Source organism: Streptomyces inusitatus, from assembly GCF_014651115.1.
In the GTDB taxonomy this organism is placed as follows: Bacteria; Actinomycetota; Actinomycetes; order Streptomycetales; family Streptomycetaceae; genus Streptomyces; species Streptomyces amakusaensis.
Map to the genome: position 1 here is coordinate 128,516 of NZ_BMWG01000024.1, position 15,075 is coordinate 143,590.

A 15,075-nucleotide genomic window follows, 5' to 3' on the forward strand; every position below is an offset into this window, starting at 1 on the left:
CTCACGCTGGACGGCATGCTGGTCACCTGCATGGCCAACACCCACAAGGCGACCGTCCCCGACGGCAACATCAAGAACCCGCCGAAGCTGGATGAAGGGGCCAAGGACTGATGAGCCCCTCCGTCCTGATCGTCGCCGCGCGCGACGACTGGCCCACCGACCGGATCGTGAGGATTCTGGCCGACCGTGGCCGGACGGTCTTCCGTATGGACACGGCAGACTTCCCCCAGGCGCTCTCGATCGGGGCCCGGATCGATCAGAGCCGTCCTTGGACGGGCGGCCTCGCCACCTGTCGGCGGGAGATCGAGCTGTCCGAAGTGGATGCCGTCTACTGCCGGGCACCGGGCGCGTTCGTGTTCCCCGAGGCGATGAGCGGTTCTGAGAGGCGGTTCGCCGGGGCTCAGGCCCGTGCCGGGCTGGGCGGCGTGATCAATGCCCTGGACGGGTGCCGGTGGGTCAGCCATCCTGCGGCGATGGCGCGTGCCGAGTACAAACCGGTTCAGCTCTCCGCCGCCCGGGAAGCCGGGTTGCGGATCGCCCCCACTCTCGTCACCAACCGGGCGGACGACGTGCGCGCGTTCGCCGAGGAGATGCCGGGCCCCATCGTCTGCAAGCCGCTCTCCAGCCCCGTACTGATCGAGAGTGACGAGCTGAAGGTCGTCTACACCCGAAAGCTCACCGCGCGGGATCTGGGCGACCTGGCCGGGATCGGCACGACCGCGCGCCTCTTCCAGGCGTGGCTGGACAAGGCGTACGAGATCAGGCTCACCGTTGTCGGTGACGCGATGTTCGCTGCGGAAGTGCACGCGGGGAGCAAGGCCGCGCACGAGGACTGGCGCACCGACTACGGTGCGCTCAGCTATGTCGGCGCGAAGACCCCGCCCCACATCGCCGAAGGTGTACAACGCCTCATGCAGAGGCGTCCGGGGAGTGGACCTTCCTGGAAGCGAACCCGTGCGGGCAGTGGGACTGGATCGCGCACGCGACAGGACAGCCGATCGCGGAAGCCATCGCCGACGAACTCCAGGGAGCAGCATGACAGCGCTGAGCGGCGCGGATGCGCGGCAGTCACACATGGAGGCGCTCACGGACCGGCTGCGGCGGGCCGGTGCGGTGCGGTCGCCCGAATGGACGGCCGCGTTCTCGGCGGTTCCCCGGGATGTGTTCGTACCGAGCTGGTACGAACAGGAGACGGACGGCCGGGGCATCACGGTGTGGCGCATGCGGCACGCTCATGGGGGCGGGCTGTCGCAGGTCTACCGTGATGTCACCCTCGTCACCGCGCTCGACCCGGACACCTCGGAGCGGGTGGACGAGACCGCGTGGACGGGATTCGCGACGTCGTCCAGCACGCAGCCGAGTCTGATGGCGGGGATGCTCGAAGACCTCGCGGTCCTCGACGGGCACCGGGTCCTGGAGGTCGGGACCGGTACCGGGTACAACACGGCCCTGCTGTGCGCCAGGCTCGGCGACAGGCGGGTGTATTCGGTGGACATCGACCCGGCGCTCGTCGGGGCGGCTCGGACGCGGCTCGCCCGGCTCGGACACGCGCCTTCGCTGGTCGCCGGTGACGGGCAGGACGGTCACCCCTCGGGAGGCCCGTTCGACAGGATCATCGCCACCTGCTCCGTACCGCGCATCCCCGCCGCGTGGATCGCGCAGACCCGGCCGGGGGGATTGATCGTCGCCGATCTCGACTGCGGTGTGGAGGGCGGTCTCGTCCGCCTCACCGTCGAGCCCGACGGCACCGCACGGGGGCACTTCACCCGTACCGCAGGCCGGTTCATGCCCGCCCGCACCAGCGCCACCTCCTACCCCAGTACCGAGCGGGCCCCGTACGCCCCCGAGACGCTCACCCGCCCCACGGCCGTCGGCGCGGCACAGATCCGAAGCGAGTACGGCTTCCGGCTGCTCCTGGCCCTGTCCCTGACCGATGCCGAACTCGTCTACCACCTGGACGACTCCGGAGCCATGTCCCTCCAGCTCCAGACGCCGGACGGCTCATGGGCCCGATCACCCCTGGCCGATGCCACAGACCGGCCCGCGACGGTGACGTACGGAGGCACGGCGGAACTGTGGCAGCGCGTCGAAGAGACCTGGACCTGGTGGACCGGGCAGGACCGGCCCGACCAGACCCGGTACGGCGTCACCCGCGAGCCGGACGGACGGATGTACGCCTGGCACGCACCCACGGGCAGACACTGGCAGCTCCGCGCCTGACGGGCGAAATGGCCTAATGGACGAGCGCGGGTTCGCGGGCGAGCAGGCGGCCGATCTCACGGACGGCGGCGCGGCCGGCGCGGTTGGCGCCGATGGTGGAGGCGGAGGGGCCGTAGCCGACGAGGTGGATGCGGTCGTCGCGGACGGCTCGGGTGCCGTCCATGCGGATGCCGCCGCCGGGCTTGCGGAGTTTGAGGGGGGTGAGGTGGTCGATGGCGGGGCGGAAGCCGGTGGCCCAGAGGATCGCGTCGGCCTCGACCGAGTGGCCGTCGGCCCAGACGGCGCCGGTGGGGGTGATGCGGTCGAACATCGGGAGCCGGTCGAGGACGCCTTGCTCGCGGGCGCGGCGGACGGCGTCGTTGAGGGGGAGGCCGGTCACCGAGACGACGCTCTGGGGCGGCAGGCCTTGGCGTACCCGCTCCTCGACGCGGGCGACGGCCTCGCGGCCGGCGTTCTCGCCGAAGTCGCCGTCGACGAAGACGGGGGGCCGCCGGGTCACCCAGAAGGTCTGTGCGGCGTAGGGGGCGATCTCCATCAGGTGCTGGGTGCCGGAGGCGCCGCCGCCGACGACGATCACTCTCAGGCCGGTGAACTCCTCGGGACCCGGGTAGCCGGCGGTGTGCAGCTGGCGCCCCCGGAAGGTCTCCTGTCCTGTGTACCGGGGCCAGAAGGGCCGGTCCCAGGTGCCGGTGGCGCTGATCAGCGCACGGGTCGACCAGTCGCCTTCCGGGGTTTCCACGAGGAGCCGGCCGCCCTCGCCCTCGCGCACGGCGGTGACGTCGACCGGCCGCCGGACGCGCAGCCCGAAGCGCTCCTCGTAGGCGGTGAAGTACTCGCCGATCACCTCGGACGAGGGGCGTGAGCCGTCCGCCCCGGTCAGCTCCATGCCCGGGAGGGCGTGCATCCCGTGCACCTTGCCGTAGGTCAGCGAGGGCCAGCGGAACTGCCAGGCGCCCCCGGCCCTCGGCGAGTGGTCGAGCACCACGAAGTCACGCCCGGGCGTCAGCCCGGCGCGTCGCAGGTGGTAACCGGCGGAGAGACCCGCCTGCCCCGCGCCGACGACCACCACGTCCACATTCCGCACCCCGGTATCGTTCACGTTTCTACTAACTCGAGGGGCCGCCAGGATCTTCCCCGGGCGGAAAATCGATGGACCGGGCCGTCCGGGCGATGCGAAAGTCGCGCCGTGAACGCGATCAAAGCCCCCTCTGTGAACCTCTCCCTGCCCGACGGCCTCGTTCTGAGGGAGGCGCGGCCCTCGGACCTCGACGGGATCGGCGCGCTGCTGACCGAGCGCGGGGAGGCCGCCGACGCCGTGGATCACCGGCTGGTCGTCATGGACCCCGAGGCGGGCTGGTCCGCCTGCGCCGTGGTCGTCGACGGCGACCGAGTCGTCTCCACCGCGACGCTCCTCGACGAGGAGGTGCGCATCGGCGGCGTCGAGCTGCCCGCCGGACAGGTCGAGCTGGTCGCCACGGACCGTGAGCACGAAGGGCGCGGACTCGTACGGGCGCTCATGCGCTGGGCCCACGACCGGTCCGCCGACCGTGGCCATGTCATGCAGGCGATGATCGGGATCCCGTACTTCTACCGGCTGTTCGGCTACGAGTACGCCATCGACATACCGCAGGCCCTCACCGCCGCCGCCCCGCCGCCCGGCGAGGGAAGCCCTGTGCTCCGCGCCGCCCGCCCCGCCGACCTCCCCGCCGTGGCGGCCCTCCAGAGCGCCGCCCAGAGCGGGTTCGATGTGGCCATGCCGCACTCGGAGCCCTGTCTGCGCTGGCTGACCGCCCATGACGCCAGCACCACCTGGGTCCTTGAAGAGGCCGGCGAGGTCATCGCCACCGGCCGCACCACACCCCCCGGCGGCCGACCGCTCCTCGCCGAGGCAGCCGCCCGCGACGAGTCCTCCGCCCGGGCCCTGCTGCGAGCCGTCGCCGCGCTGTCCCCCGACAGCCGGGTGCGGGTCGTCCACCGGGCGGGCACCGTGACCGCCGCCGCCTGGCGGGAGTTCCTCGAACACGAACCGCGCGGACAGGCGGAGCAGTACTACGTCCGCATACCGGACGTCCCCGTGCTGCTCGACCGGCTGCGGCCGCTGCTGTGGGAGCGCCTCACCGGAGCCGGAGCCGGAGCCGGAGCCGGTCCCGGGACCGGTCCCGGCTCCGGTACGGACCGCACCGGCCGTGACATCGTCATCTCCACCTTCGGCGCCCACTACCGGATCCCGGTCCTCGCCGACGGCCTCGGCGACATCGTCACCGGCGGCCCCATGCAGAACCCGGGCGCCGTGGGCGGCCTCGCCGTCGCCCCCGACCAACTGCCCGCGCTGCTCTTCGGCCCCCATGGAATCGAGGGGCTGTCCCGGATCCGCCCCGACGTCTACGCCGGGGACGAGGAGCTGTTCCGGGCGCTCTTCCCGCCGCTCACCGCAGATGTGCTCAGCTACTACCTGCCCTACTAGACGATGATCATCGACCGGGGCGGCTACCCCGACACGATCACCCCCTGGGAGCAGGACGCCTGGCGGGACGCCGCCGTCCGATGGATCGAGGAAGGACTCGCCGCGCACGGGCTGCGCGGAACCGGGCGGCGGAGACTCCGGCTGCGGCCCTGGTCCGTCCTGATGCGCGTGCCCGTCGAAGGACACCGCGCCGTCTGGTTCAAGGCCAACCCGCCCGCCAGCGCCTTCGAGGCGGCGCTCACCTCGGCACTCGCCCGCTGGGCGCCCGGGAACGCCTTGGAGCCGCTCGCCGTCGACCCCGCCCGGGGCTGGTCCCTGCTCCCCGACGGCGGGGACCTCTTCAAGGAGGTGCTGGGCCGGGGCCCCGCCGACCCGTACGCCTGGGAGGAGCCGCTGCGCCAGTACGCGGCCATGCAGTACGCGCTCACACCCCGCTCCGGCGAGATCGAGCGGCTCGGCGTCCCGGGCGCGCGCACCACCGCCCTGCCCGAGGTCTTCGACCGCCTGCTCGAAGGCAACACCGCACTGCGGCCCAAGGACCGGGCGAGGCTGCTCGCCCTCCGCCGCGCCTGGCCGGCTGGTGCGCGGAACTCGCCGCTCTGGGCGTCGCCGACTCCCTGGACCACGCGGATCTGCACGCCGGGCAGCTCTTCAACCCGTCACCCGGCCGGTTCACCTTCTTCGACTGGGGCGACGCCGCCGTCTCCCACCCCTTCGCCAGCTTTCCCGTCCCCGCCCGCTCGGCCCGCGAACAGCACGGACCCGGGGTGCTGCCCCGCCTCCGGGACGCCTATCTGGAACCCTGGACGGGACACGGCCGCACCGCCGCCGAACTCCGGCACGCCCTCACCCTGGCATCGAGGCTCAGCGCGATCGCCCGCGCGAGCGCCTGGGTCCGGCTCTTCCCGGGAGCCTCCGGCGCGCCGGAGAGCGCCGACTGTCTGCTGGAACTCCTCACCGAGCCGCCGGTGTAGACCGGTACGGAAGGGATCCTCAGCGCCCCGGCCCGACCGGCGGCGACTCGACCAGCGCGACGGCGGCGGCCCGGAGTTCGGCCTCCCACGTCCGCCGGTCCAGACCCACGGTGTATTCGAGGCAGCAGTCGCACGGTGGGATCAGCGACACGAACGACTTCTCCTCGGCGGTCTCGGCCGCCTCCTCCGGCCGCTCGTCGCCGTACGCCAGCTCCGCCGGGGACAGCTCACCGGCCAGGAGCCGCGCCGCCGCCCGGCGCAGCGCGTGGCGGTGGGCCGGGCCGGGATCGGGCCACTCGATGCCGCACTCGGAGACCGCCGGCTCGAAGAGTTCGCGGATGTCGCGGCTGTCGGCGTTGCGCGGCAGCCCGGCGAGTTCGCACAGCGCCGGGGAGTCGGCCCCGAGCCCGGCCGCGAGCGCCTCGGCGGCGATCATCGGCAGTTCCTCCGGGCGTATCCCGCCCACCCGGTAGCGCCACACCGCCTCCACCAGGGACACCCGCTCACCCGGTGGCGAAGTGGGTGAAGTGCGCTGTCCCGCTCTCTCCTCGGCCGCTCCCATGGCCCGTACGATGCCACCCCCGCCACGGGGGCGGCACTCGGGGGCACTCGGGGGGCTTCGTACGCCGTCGTCTCAGGTCGCGTTCAGCGCCACCGTCGGGTGCAGACGGGAGGCGCGGATCGCCGGGTAGAGGCCCGCGACCACGCCGATCAGCAGGGTGGCGGCGAGACCGCCCGCGAGGGACCAGGGGGGAACCACGGCGGTCCAGCCCTGGAAGTGGGCGAAGGCATAGGTGGCCGCGGCGCCCAGGAGGGCGCCCGCCGTGCCGCCGAGGCCGGAGAGGAGGAGGGACTCGGTGAGGAACTGGAGGCGGATGGCGTTGCGGGTCGCGCCGAGGGAGCGGCGGAGGCCGATCTCCCGGCGGCGCTCCAGAACGGAGATGACCATGGTGTTGGCGACGCCCACACCGCCGACGAGGAGGGCGACCGCGCCGAGGCCGAGCATGAGGGCCGTCAGACCCTTGTCGGTGGCGGCCTTCGCGGCCAGGGCGTCGGAGGGGCGGGAGACGCTGACGCCCGCCGGGTCGCCGGGGCTGATGGTGCGGCCCAGGACCGCTCGTACCTCCTCGACCGAGGCGTCCGTCGAGCGCTCGAAAACGGTGGTGGGGCGGCCGTCGAAGCGGAAGTACCGCTCGGCGGCCGGGAATCCGACCATGGCCGTCCGGTCCAGGGTGGGGAACAGCTCGATCGGTTCGAGGATGCCGACGACGACCACCCGGGTCTCGTCCATCATGATTGTCTCGCCGGTACGGGTGATGCCGAGCCGGTCGGCGGCGACCGAGCCGAGGACCGTCACCGGGAGGCGTTCGCCCGCCGGGTCCAGCCAGACCCCCTTGGCGACCTCGCCGCCGAGGGTGGAGAGCAGATCGAGCCGGGCCGCCTGGGCGGTGACTCCGGCGGTGCGCTCGTCGGGGACCACATCGCTGCGGCGGATGCGGGCGTCGACATTGGCGGTGGCGGTGGCGTGCTCCACCGGGCCGATGCGCTCGACCATCGCGACCGCGCTCTTGGGGAACTTGATCCGGTTCCCCAGATGGTCCTCCCCCGCCTCGGCGGTGAGGAGGTTGGTGCCGAGCCGGTCGAGCCGGGCCATCAGGTCCGAGCGGCTCGACTCGGACAGACCGACGACCGCGACCATGGTCGCGATGCCGATGGCGATGCCGAGCGCGGAGAGCACCACGCGCGCGCGGCGCGCCCGGAGGCCGACCGCGCCGACGCGGAGGATGTCGCGGGGGGACAGACGCGAGGGTTTCAGGTCGTTCCCGCTCATCGGCCGGCCCCTTCCACAGGGGAAACGGAGTACGAGTCCGAGACGATCTCGCCGTCCTTGAAGCGGACCCGGCGCGGCAGCGAGTCCGCGATCCCGTTGTCGTGGGTGATCACACAGATGGTGGTGCCGGAGGCGTTCAGCTCGTGCAGCAGCTCCATGACGATCGCCCCGGACGCGGTGTCCAGCGCCCCGGTCGGCTCGTCCGCCAGCAGCAGCCTTGGCTCTCCCACCAGGGCGCGGGCGATGGCCACGCGCTGCTTCTCGCCGCCGGACAGCTCGTTGGGCGTGTGCGAGCCGCGATGGTCCAGCCCCACCTTGGCGAGCGCCTCCCGCGCCCGCGCGCGCCGTTCCCGCAGCGGCACCCCCGCGTACAGCAGCCCGTCGGCGACGTTGTCCACCGCGTCCCGCCCCGCCGCCAAGTGGAACTGCTGGAACACAAAGCCGATGTGGCGGGCGCGCAGCGCGGAGAGCCGGGAGTCGGAGAGGGCGGACACGTCGTACCCGGCGACCTTGACGGTGCCCGTGGTGGGCTTGTCGAGGGTGCCCATGACATTGAGCATGGTGGACTTCCCGGAGCCGGACGGGCCGACGACGGCGAGCAGTTCGCCCTCCGCGACGGTGAGGTTCACCCCGCGCAGGGCGTGGACGCCGCCGGGGTAGGACTTGGCGGCGTCCCGCAGCTCGACCACCGGAGGCGAGGAATCAGCCGGAGGGGGAAGGGTCATGACTTCGCCACTCCGACCTTCATTCCCTCGCGCAGCTCCGGCCCCGACACCTCGATCTGTCCGTCGGAGGTCATCCCCGTCTCCACCCGGACCATCCTCGATGTACCGTCCCGGACGACCTGGAGTCCGTACCCCCCGTTCTCGCCGCGCAGCGCGAGCACCGCCTCGACGGGCACCGCGAGGACGCCCTCGCGCGCCTCGCTGACGAACTTCACGCTCGCCGCGACCTTGGCGTCCTCGCCGCTCACGGCGTTCGTCCCGCCGTCCAGGACGACTTCGACGGTGATGCCGTCCTGCGAGCCCGCGCCGCCCCCGCCCCCGTCCTCGGAGCCCTCCGGCCGCACCGTGCCGACGACCTTGCCGGCCTCGGTCCTCCTGCTCGGGAGGGTGACCTCGACCTTGGTCCCGCTCGACGCGAGCGCGCCGTCGCCCTGCTCCAGCCGCACCCGTACGACGGGGACGGGGGAGGCGATCGTCAGGACCGTCTCGCCCGGGCCGACCTGGTCGGCGAGGGCCGCGTCGGCCTTGGCGACCTTGACCCGGCCCGGCTGGAAGACGACATCGCCCTTGCCGACCCTGCCGGTGGTGTCGCGGTTCAGGCTCCTCTGCCACAGCTTGACGGCGGCCTCGGTGTCCTTGCCGTACCAGACGTCGACGTACAGCTTCGATCCGTACCCGAGATCGCGCAGATTGCGCTCCAGCTGGAGCACGTCGCTGCCCCGGTCGCCCACCTTCATCTCGCGGAACATCGGGACCGGTCCGTGGAGGAGGGTGACGGGCTTGTCGTTCAGCTCGTACAGCGCCTGCCCCATGGTCACCGTCCGTCCCTCGGGGGCGGCGACCGTGACGGTGCCGTCGACGGCGGCCTTGACGGCGCGGCGCTGCGCGAAGTCGAGCCTGCCGTCGACGGTCTTGGACCGCACGAGGTCGGTGCGGACGACGGCGGCGGTGGCGGGCGGCAGCTCGCCGTCCTTCGCGGGGCCGTCCGGGCCGCCGCCGTCACCGAGGAACAGAACGCCCCCGGTGACGGCGGCGGCGACGGTCGCCGCGCCGAGCGCGAGAAAGGCGGATCGGTGCTTCACGCCATTCCTTCCAGGCCTTCGAGCAGCCCCGGCGCGCAGGCCTTCTCGGCCTTCTTGTACGCGGGCGAACCCGGGTCGAGGGCGGGGCTCGCCGGGTTGGGGTCGCCGCCGGGCATCACGTTTCCGCCGGTCATCACGGGGTTGGTGAACCGGGAGACGCCGTTGTCCCGCATGCACTTGGAGTAGGTGAGCAGGGATTCGTAATCCTTCTGCGCGTCGCGCCTGGGCTCGGCCGACCCCGCGGCCATCAGCTCGTCGACGCAGGCGCGGTTCTTGCCGCCCTTGATGCCCTCGTTGCGGCCGGGCTGGGAGCCGATCTCATTGATCTTCGCCCAGTCGAGATAACCGCTGAGCCGGGGGTCCGGGAAGTCCGGGTAGCCGCCCTTGGCGCGCATGCACTGGACGTACTTCATCTGGGTGTCGTAGAAGGCGCTCTTCCCGGAAGTACCGGATTTTTTCGACTTCTCGGCCTCGGCGGGCTCCGAGGAATCCGAGGAATCCGAGGAGGAGGAAGGAGCGGCCGGGGCCTCGGCGACGCCGTGGCTCTTCGCGCCGTCGGCGCTGTCGTCACCGCCGCCGCAGGCCGCCGAGAAGGCGAGGACGGGGACGGCGGCGAGCGCGGTCAGACGCCGCCGCGCAGTGAAACGGAAGGTGTTCTTCGGGCTCATGCCCTCCACCCTCGGCAGACCACATGATGGCCCGTCCATGACCATGTGATGGGACGGTAACAATGCCTCCGACCTGCGAATCCACCCCCGATGAAGGCGGTCGGCCACCCCATTCGGCAGCCATAATCGAACGCATGCCGCATGTGCTGCTCATCGAGGACGACGCTTCCGTACGGGACGGAATGGAGCTTGTGCTGCGCCGGCACGGGTACGCCATCGACACGGCGGCCACCGGCGAGGAAGCCCTCGCCCTGCTGGACGGACCGGCCGGCCGGAAGGTCGAGCTGGCCGTGCTGGACCTGATGCTGCCCGGCATGGACGGCTTCGAGGTGTGCCGCCGCATCCGCGCCAGGACCACCGCCCTGCCGATCATCATGCTGACCGCGCGCGGCGACGACCAGGACATCGTGACCGGCCTGGAGGCCGGCGCGGACGACTATGTGGTCAAACCGGTCACCGCGCCCGTCCTGGAGGCCCGTATCCGGGCCGCCCTGCGACGCGCGGAACCGTCCGCGCCGGTACGGGGTACGGAGGCGGGCCTCGCCGGTCTGGTGATCGACCGCGCCGGTCTCACCGTCACCAAACACGGCGTTCCGGTCCCGCTCCCGCCCACTGAGCTGCGGCTGCTGCTGGAGCTGTCGGCCTCGCCCGGCCGGGTCTTCAGCCGCGAACAGCTCCTCGAATCCGTCTGGGACCACACCTTCCTCGGCGACTCCCGGCTGGTGGACGCGGCGGTCGGACGGCTGCGCGCCAAACTGGAGGACGTACCGGCGAAGCCGAGATACGTCCAGACCGTGCGCGGCTTCGGCTACCGCTTCGGGCCGCTGTGAAGCGGCGCTCCCGGCGGCTCGTCGGCGGCCTGCGCCTCCGGCTCGTCGTCGCCTTCATCCTCGTCGCCCTCGTCAGCGCGGTGACCTCGACCGCCCTCGCCTACCGGGACGCCCGCACCGCCGTCCTCCAGCGCACCCAGAACACCGCCGTGCACGACCTCCGGGAGCAGGTCGAGGAAGTCGCCGCCGACTTCGACATACCGCCCGACCAGCGGTCGCTGTCGCGGTTCGCGGCGAAGGTCTCGGACGGCATCGGCGCCCGCCTCGTGGTCGCCCGCTACCAGGACCGGGTCGCCGTCTCCGACTCGCGCGCCGAGACGGAGGAGCGGATCACCCCTGAGCTGCGCACCGCCGTGCACATCGGGGACGAGGCCCGCTTCCAGCGGGTGATGTGGCGGGGCGAGCCCTATCTCGTCGTCGGCATGCCCGTGAAGTACGCCGACGGGGACCGCCGCGCCTCCGGCCTGGAGGTCTTCTCGATCGGCGATCTGCGGGCCGAGCGCGACGACACCGCCGCCCTGCTGGACTCCGTACGGGCGGGCACCGTGCCGGTGGTGCTGCTGGCCGCCGTCCTGGCGCTGCTGGCCGCGGGCACGGTCCTGCGTCCGGTACGGAAACTGGGCCGGGCCACCCGTGAGCTGGCGGCCGGGGACCTCGGCAGCCGGGTCGCCGTCACCGGCCACGACGAGCTGGCCGACCTGGCGCGGACGTTCAACGAGACCGCCGACGCGCTCCAGGCATCCGACGCCGAACTCCGCGAGCAGGAGGCCAGGGCCCGCCGCTTCGTGGCGGACGTCTCGCACGAACTGCGCACCCCCCTCGCGGCGATGACGATGGTGGCGACCGTCCTGGAGGAGGACGCCGACCAGCTCCCGCCGGACGCGGCGCGAGCCGCCCGTACCGTCGGCGCGGAGACCGCCCGGCTGGCCCGGCTCGTCGAGGACCTGATGGAGATCTCCCGCTTCGACGCCAAGGCGGTACGGCTGAACGCGGCCGAGACGGATCTCGCCGACACCGTACGGGCGTCGCTGGCGCTGCGCGGCTGGACGGACCGGGTGCGGACGCACCTCGACGAGGGCGTACGGGCGGTGGTCGACCGGCGTCGCGTCGATGTGATCGTCGCGAATCTGGTGGGCAACGCGCTGCGGCACGGAGCCCCGCCGGTCACCGTGACCCTCCGGACGGAGCGCAGGGACCGCGCGGCGGACGGGACCGACGGGGCCGGTGGGGAGTGGGTGACGCTGGAGGTCGCCGACCACGGCCCCGGGATCCCCGCCCAGGCCCGGGAGCGCGTCTTCGACCGCTTCTACAAGGCGGACGAGTCCCGTACGCGCGGCGCGGCCGACGACAGCGGACAGGGCAGCGGCCTCGGCACGGCGATCGCCCTGGAGAACGCGCGGCTGCACGGCGGCACGATCGACGTGTCCGACGTGTCCGACGTGTCCGACGTGTCCGACGCGTCCGGCACGGGCGGTGGATCGCGGCGGGGCGCGGTGTTCACGCTGCGGATTCCCCTGCGGCGCACGGAGGAGGAGGCGGAGTGAGGATCCGGCAGGGGGCGGTGATCGGCGCGCTGGGGATCGCCCTCATGGGCTGCGGCGTCCAGCCGACAGGAGTGGTGAGCGCGGGTGAGCCCGCGTCCGGCCTCACCCGGGGCATAAGGATCTACTTCGCGTCCGCCGGCGGACTGCGCGCGGCGCCCCTCCTCGACATCGGCGTCGACGGCCTCACCGCCGTGGTGAAGGTCCTCTTCAAGGGGCCCTCGGAAGCCGACCGGCGCGACGGGCTCAGCACCGTCCTCCATTTCGACGGCGGATACTCGGCGACGGGGAAGGGCGCCCGTGTCACCGTGGACATCGACGGCCACTACGCGGAGGTGGAGCGCGCCCAGGGCACCGGACAGCTGGTGTGCACACTGGCGAGCGCCCAGTCCGTCTTCGATCCGAAGGTCAGGGCCGACGAGGTCGAGGTCACCCTGCGGCCCTCGGTGGGCTCCGAGCAGGGGCCCTACCGGTGCGCGGATTTCCTCAACGGCTGAGACGGGCGGGCCCGGAGCCCGGGTGAGCGGCGGGGGCATCCCGGACGGCGTCCCGGTGGTGTCCCCGGTGGTGTGTGCCGTCAGCCCTGGACGAGCAGCCCGTCCAGCAACTGGTCCAGGGCCTCGGTCATCTCCACGCGGGCGGCCACCGGATCCTCGGCGTGGGCGACCATGAGGGCGGCCTCGTTGAGCGCGCCCAGCAGCACATGGGCCAGCGGCACCACGGGCCGGGCCGCCGCCGCCTCGGCCGTCATCGCCGCCGTCAGAGACGTCGTGACGAGGCGGAGTCCGTATTCCTGGCCGATCTCGCGCCAGCGCCGCCACCCCAGCACTCCCGGGGCGTCCAGCAGCAGGATCCGTTCCACATCCGGCTCGGTGAAGGCGTCGAGAAAGGCGCGCGCGCCCGCCCGGAGGGCTTCGACCGGATCCGCCGCCGTCGCCGTGACCCGGGCGGCGATCAGCCCCGTGACCTCGGCCTCCACGGCCTGCACCGTGGCGTCGAACAGATCCGTCTTGTCCCGGAACTGGTGGTAGAGCGCCCCGCGCGTCACCCCCGCCGCCCGCACGATCTCCTCCGTGCCCACGCCCGCGTACCCGCGCTCCCCGAAGAGCGGCCGGGCGGCGGCCACCAGCGCGGCCCGCGTCGCCCGGGAACGCTGTTCGTGTTTGCTGCCGGTCGATTTCATCCTGCCCCCTTGAGTTCCGTACATTCTGCATGCACTCTACGTACGTACAGTCTGTATGTGAATTTGACGCGAAGGGTGTACGACATGCCGCAGCTCACGCTTCCTCAGGGAGCCGTCCACTACCGGGAGGCCGGGGAGGGGGAGCCGGTGGTCTTTCTGCACGGCTATCTCATGGACGGCCGGCTGTGGGAGCCGGTCGTCGACCGGCTGACCCCCGGTCATCGGTGCGTCATCCCCGATCTGCCGCTCGGCTCCCACCGGCTGCCCCTCGACCCCGGCGCCGACCTCAGCCTCCCGGGCATCGCCCGGCTGGTCGCCGATCTGCTCACCGCGCTCGATCTGCGCGATGTCACCCTGGTCGGCAATGACTTCGGGACCGCCGTCGCCCAGATCGTCGCCGCCGACCACCCCGAGCGGATCGGACGGCTGGTGCTCACCGGCGGCGAATGCTTCGACAACTGTCCCCCGGCCGTGTTCAAACCGCTCGTCCCGGCGGCCCGGGTGCCCGGAGCGCTCACCCTGATCCTCCAGGCCCTGCGGCTGCGCGCCCTCCGCCGACTGCCCTCCGCCTACGGCCTGCTGACCAAGCGGGCCCTGCCCCACGACCTCATCGACGAATGGACCGCCGCCTTCTTCGCCGACCCCGCCGTCCGCCGCGACTGCGCCAAGGTCACCCGGGGCTTCGACCCGGCCCCCCTGCTCGACGCCGCCCGGAAACTCGCCTCCTTCGACGGACCGGCCCTCATCGCCTTCGCCCCGGACGACCGGCTCTTCCCGTACGAGCACGGCGAGCGGCTCGCGGCCACAATCCCCTCCGCCCGGCTGAGGGCCGTACCCGACAGCATGACCTGGGTCATGCGCGACCAGCCGGAGCTGATCTCCGAGCTGATCGAGGAGTTCATCCGCACCACGCACACGAGGCCGGTCGGACAGCTCTAGGGCCTGTCTGACGGATCTTGCTGGGCTCGCGAGCCCTGGCACCGCTCCCCCTGGGCTTCGCCCGGGAGGTGCCCCCATGCCGCGTTGTCGTCGGTCGCCAATACACCACATTGGCTCTCCCCCTGGGCTTCGCCCGGGTGGTACCCCCATCCTCCGCCTTGCGATCCACGGCACCAGACCCCGCTCCCTGATCCAGCCTGATCCGTCAGACAGGCCCTAGGCCTTCTCGTTCGCGAGGGGCATCGGCGGCGGAGGAGTTCCGGCCAATGTGTGACGTGCTCCTGACAGGTAAGTGTCACTCCTGTCACTCTTCCCCCGTCCGCTGCACCACTGCTCCGCATCGCTCTGCCCGGGACCGCCTCCACGGGCCGTCCCGCAACCCCCCTCGCAGAAGGAGCTCGTGTGAGATCCACATACCGTCGGCGCACCACCATGGCCGGCGCGCTCGCAGTCACCACCGCCCTGCTGGCCGTCGGCTTCCAGGCCGGTCCATCGGCGGCCGCGCCCGCTGCCGCTCCCCCCGCCGCCGCGCAGGCGGGCAAGGCCGATCCCGGCGCGCTGCCGGCGAGTCTCACCCCCGCGCAGCGCGCCGGGCTGATACGGGCCCGGAGCGCGACC

Annotated in this window: 14 protein-coding genes and 2 pseudogenes; 9 read left to right on the forward strand and 7 right to left on the reverse strand. The window is 72.5% G+C overall.

Annotated elements, in window-relative coordinates; translation table 11 throughout:
* The first annotated feature begins 110 nt into the window (after positions 1 to 110).
* The gene (locus IE247_RS28405) at positions 111 to 1,265 is read left to right on the forward strand and encodes an MvdC/MvdD family ATP grasp protein (protein ID WP_373305621.1); all 1,155 of its coding nucleotides are present in this window, start codon (positions 111 to 113) and stop codon (positions 1,263 to 1,265) included.
* The gene (locus IE247_RS28410) at positions 1,222 to 2,220 is read left to right on the forward strand and encodes a methyltransferase domain-containing protein (protein WP_229869397.1); all 999 of its coding nucleotides are present in this window, start codon (positions 1,222 to 1,224) and stop codon (positions 2,218 to 2,220) included. The genes IE247_RS28405 and IE247_RS28410 overlap by 44 nt, the downstream gene beginning before the upstream one ends.
* Before the next feature lie 13 nt (positions 2,221 to 2,233).
* On the opposite strand, the gene IE247_RS28415 is transcribed toward IE247_RS28410, so the two are convergent.
* The gene (locus IE247_RS28415) at positions 2,234 to 3,304 is read right to left on the reverse strand and encodes an NAD(P)-binding domain-containing protein (protein ID WP_373305622.1); all 1,071 of its coding nucleotides are present in this window, start codon (positions 3,302 to 3,304) and stop codon (positions 2,234 to 2,236) included.
* Positions 3,305 to 3,406: 102 nt separating this feature from the next.
* Between IE247_RS28415 and IE247_RS28420 the strand changes: the two genes are divergently transcribed.
* Positions 3,407 to 4,684 carry a GNAT family N-acetyltransferase gene (locus IE247_RS28420; protein ID WP_229869398.1) on the forward strand — a complete coding sequence of 426 codons (1,278 nt, stop codon included), beginning with the start codon at positions 3,407 to 3,409 and terminating at the stop codon, positions 4,682 to 4,684.
* A gap of 3 nt (positions 4,685 to 4,687) precedes the next feature.
* A pseudogene (locus IE247_RS28425) lies at positions 4,688 to 5,658 on the forward strand (aminoglycoside phosphotransferase family protein).
* Positions 5,659 to 5,677: 19 nt separating this feature from the next.
* On the opposite strand, the gene IE247_RS28430 reads toward IE247_RS28425, so the two are convergent.
* The 5 genes from IE247_RS28430 to IE247_RS34585 all read right to left on the reverse strand — a co-directional run bounded on the left by IE247_RS28430 (position 5,678) and on the right by IE247_RS34585 (position 9,964).
* Positions 5,678 to 6,157, reverse strand: coding sequence for a hypothetical protein (locus IE247_RS28430; RefSeq protein WP_190126171.1), 480 nt, complete (start codon positions 6,155 to 6,157; stop codon positions 5,678 to 5,680).
* Positions 6,158 to 6,292: 135 nt separating this feature from the next.
* On the reverse strand, positions 6,293 to 7,489 hold the full coding sequence (locus IE247_RS28435; RefSeq protein ID WP_190126172.1) for an ABC transporter permease: 1,197 nt from the start codon (positions 7,487 to 7,489) through the stop codon (positions 6,293 to 6,295).
* Positions 7,486 to 8,214, reverse strand: a complete 729-nt coding sequence (locus tag IE247_RS28440; protein WP_190126173.1) for an ABC transporter ATP-binding protein — start codon at positions 8,212 to 8,214, stop codon at positions 7,486 to 7,488. The genes IE247_RS28435 and IE247_RS28440 overlap by 4 nt, the downstream gene beginning before the upstream one ends.
* Positions 8,211 to 9,296: a peptidoglycan-binding protein gene (locus IE247_RS28445; protein ID WP_229869399.1), complete on the reverse strand. Its 1,086-nt coding sequence runs from the start codon at positions 9,294 to 9,296 to the stop codon at positions 8,211 to 8,213. The genes IE247_RS28440 and IE247_RS28445 overlap by 4 nt, the downstream gene beginning before the upstream one ends.
* Positions 9,293 to 9,964, reverse strand: a complete 672-nt coding sequence (locus tag IE247_RS34585; RefSeq protein ID WP_229869400.1) for a hypothetical protein — start codon at positions 9,962 to 9,964, stop codon at positions 9,293 to 9,295. Before IE247_RS34585 ends, IE247_RS28445 begins: the two co-directional genes overlap by 4 nt.
* Before the next feature lie 134 nt (positions 9,965 to 10,098).
* Here IE247_RS34585 and IE247_RS28450 point away from each other — a divergent pair, with 134 nt between their 5' ends.
* From IE247_RS28450 to IE247_RS28460, 3 genes are read left to right on the forward strand one after another with little or no spacing between them, the layout of a single operon-like run.
* The gene (locus IE247_RS28450) at positions 10,099 to 10,794 is read left to right on the forward strand and encodes a response regulator transcription factor (RefSeq protein ID WP_190126175.1); all 696 of its coding nucleotides are present in this window, start codon (positions 10,099 to 10,101) and stop codon (positions 10,792 to 10,794) included.
* Entirely contained in the window at positions 10,791 to 12,338 is a 1,548-nt protein-coding gene (locus IE247_RS28455; RefSeq protein ID WP_229869401.1) for an ATP-binding protein, read from the forward strand. The genes IE247_RS28450 and IE247_RS28455 overlap by 4 nt, the downstream gene beginning before the upstream one ends.
* Complete coding sequence (locus IE247_RS28460) at positions 12,335 to 12,832, forward strand: GerMN domain-containing protein (RefSeq protein WP_190126176.1); 498 nt, start codon at positions 12,335 to 12,337, stop codon at positions 12,830 to 12,832. The genes IE247_RS28455 and IE247_RS28460 overlap by 4 nt, the downstream gene beginning before the upstream one ends.
* A gap of 80 nt (positions 12,833 to 12,912) precedes the next feature.
* Here IE247_RS28460 and IE247_RS28465 read toward each other — a convergent pair whose 3' ends face one another.
* On the reverse strand, positions 12,913 to 13,518 hold the full coding sequence (locus IE247_RS28465; RefSeq protein WP_190126177.1) for a TetR/AcrR family transcriptional regulator: 606 nt from the start codon (positions 13,516 to 13,518) through the stop codon (positions 12,913 to 12,915).
* Positions 13,519 to 13,575: 57 nt separating this feature from the next.
* Here IE247_RS28465 and IE247_RS28470 point away from each other — a divergent pair, with 57 nt between their 5' ends.
* Together IE247_RS28470 and IE247_RS28475 are read left to right on the forward strand one after the other, a co-directional pair.
* Complete coding sequence (locus tag IE247_RS28470; protein WP_229869402.1) at positions 13,576 to 14,457, forward strand: alpha/beta fold hydrolase; 882 nt, start codon at positions 13,576 to 13,578, stop codon at positions 14,455 to 14,457.
* A gap of 402 nt (positions 14,458 to 14,859) precedes the next feature.
* A pseudogene (locus IE247_RS28475) lies at positions 14,860 to 15,075 on the forward strand (M4 family metallopeptidase); the annotation flags it as partial.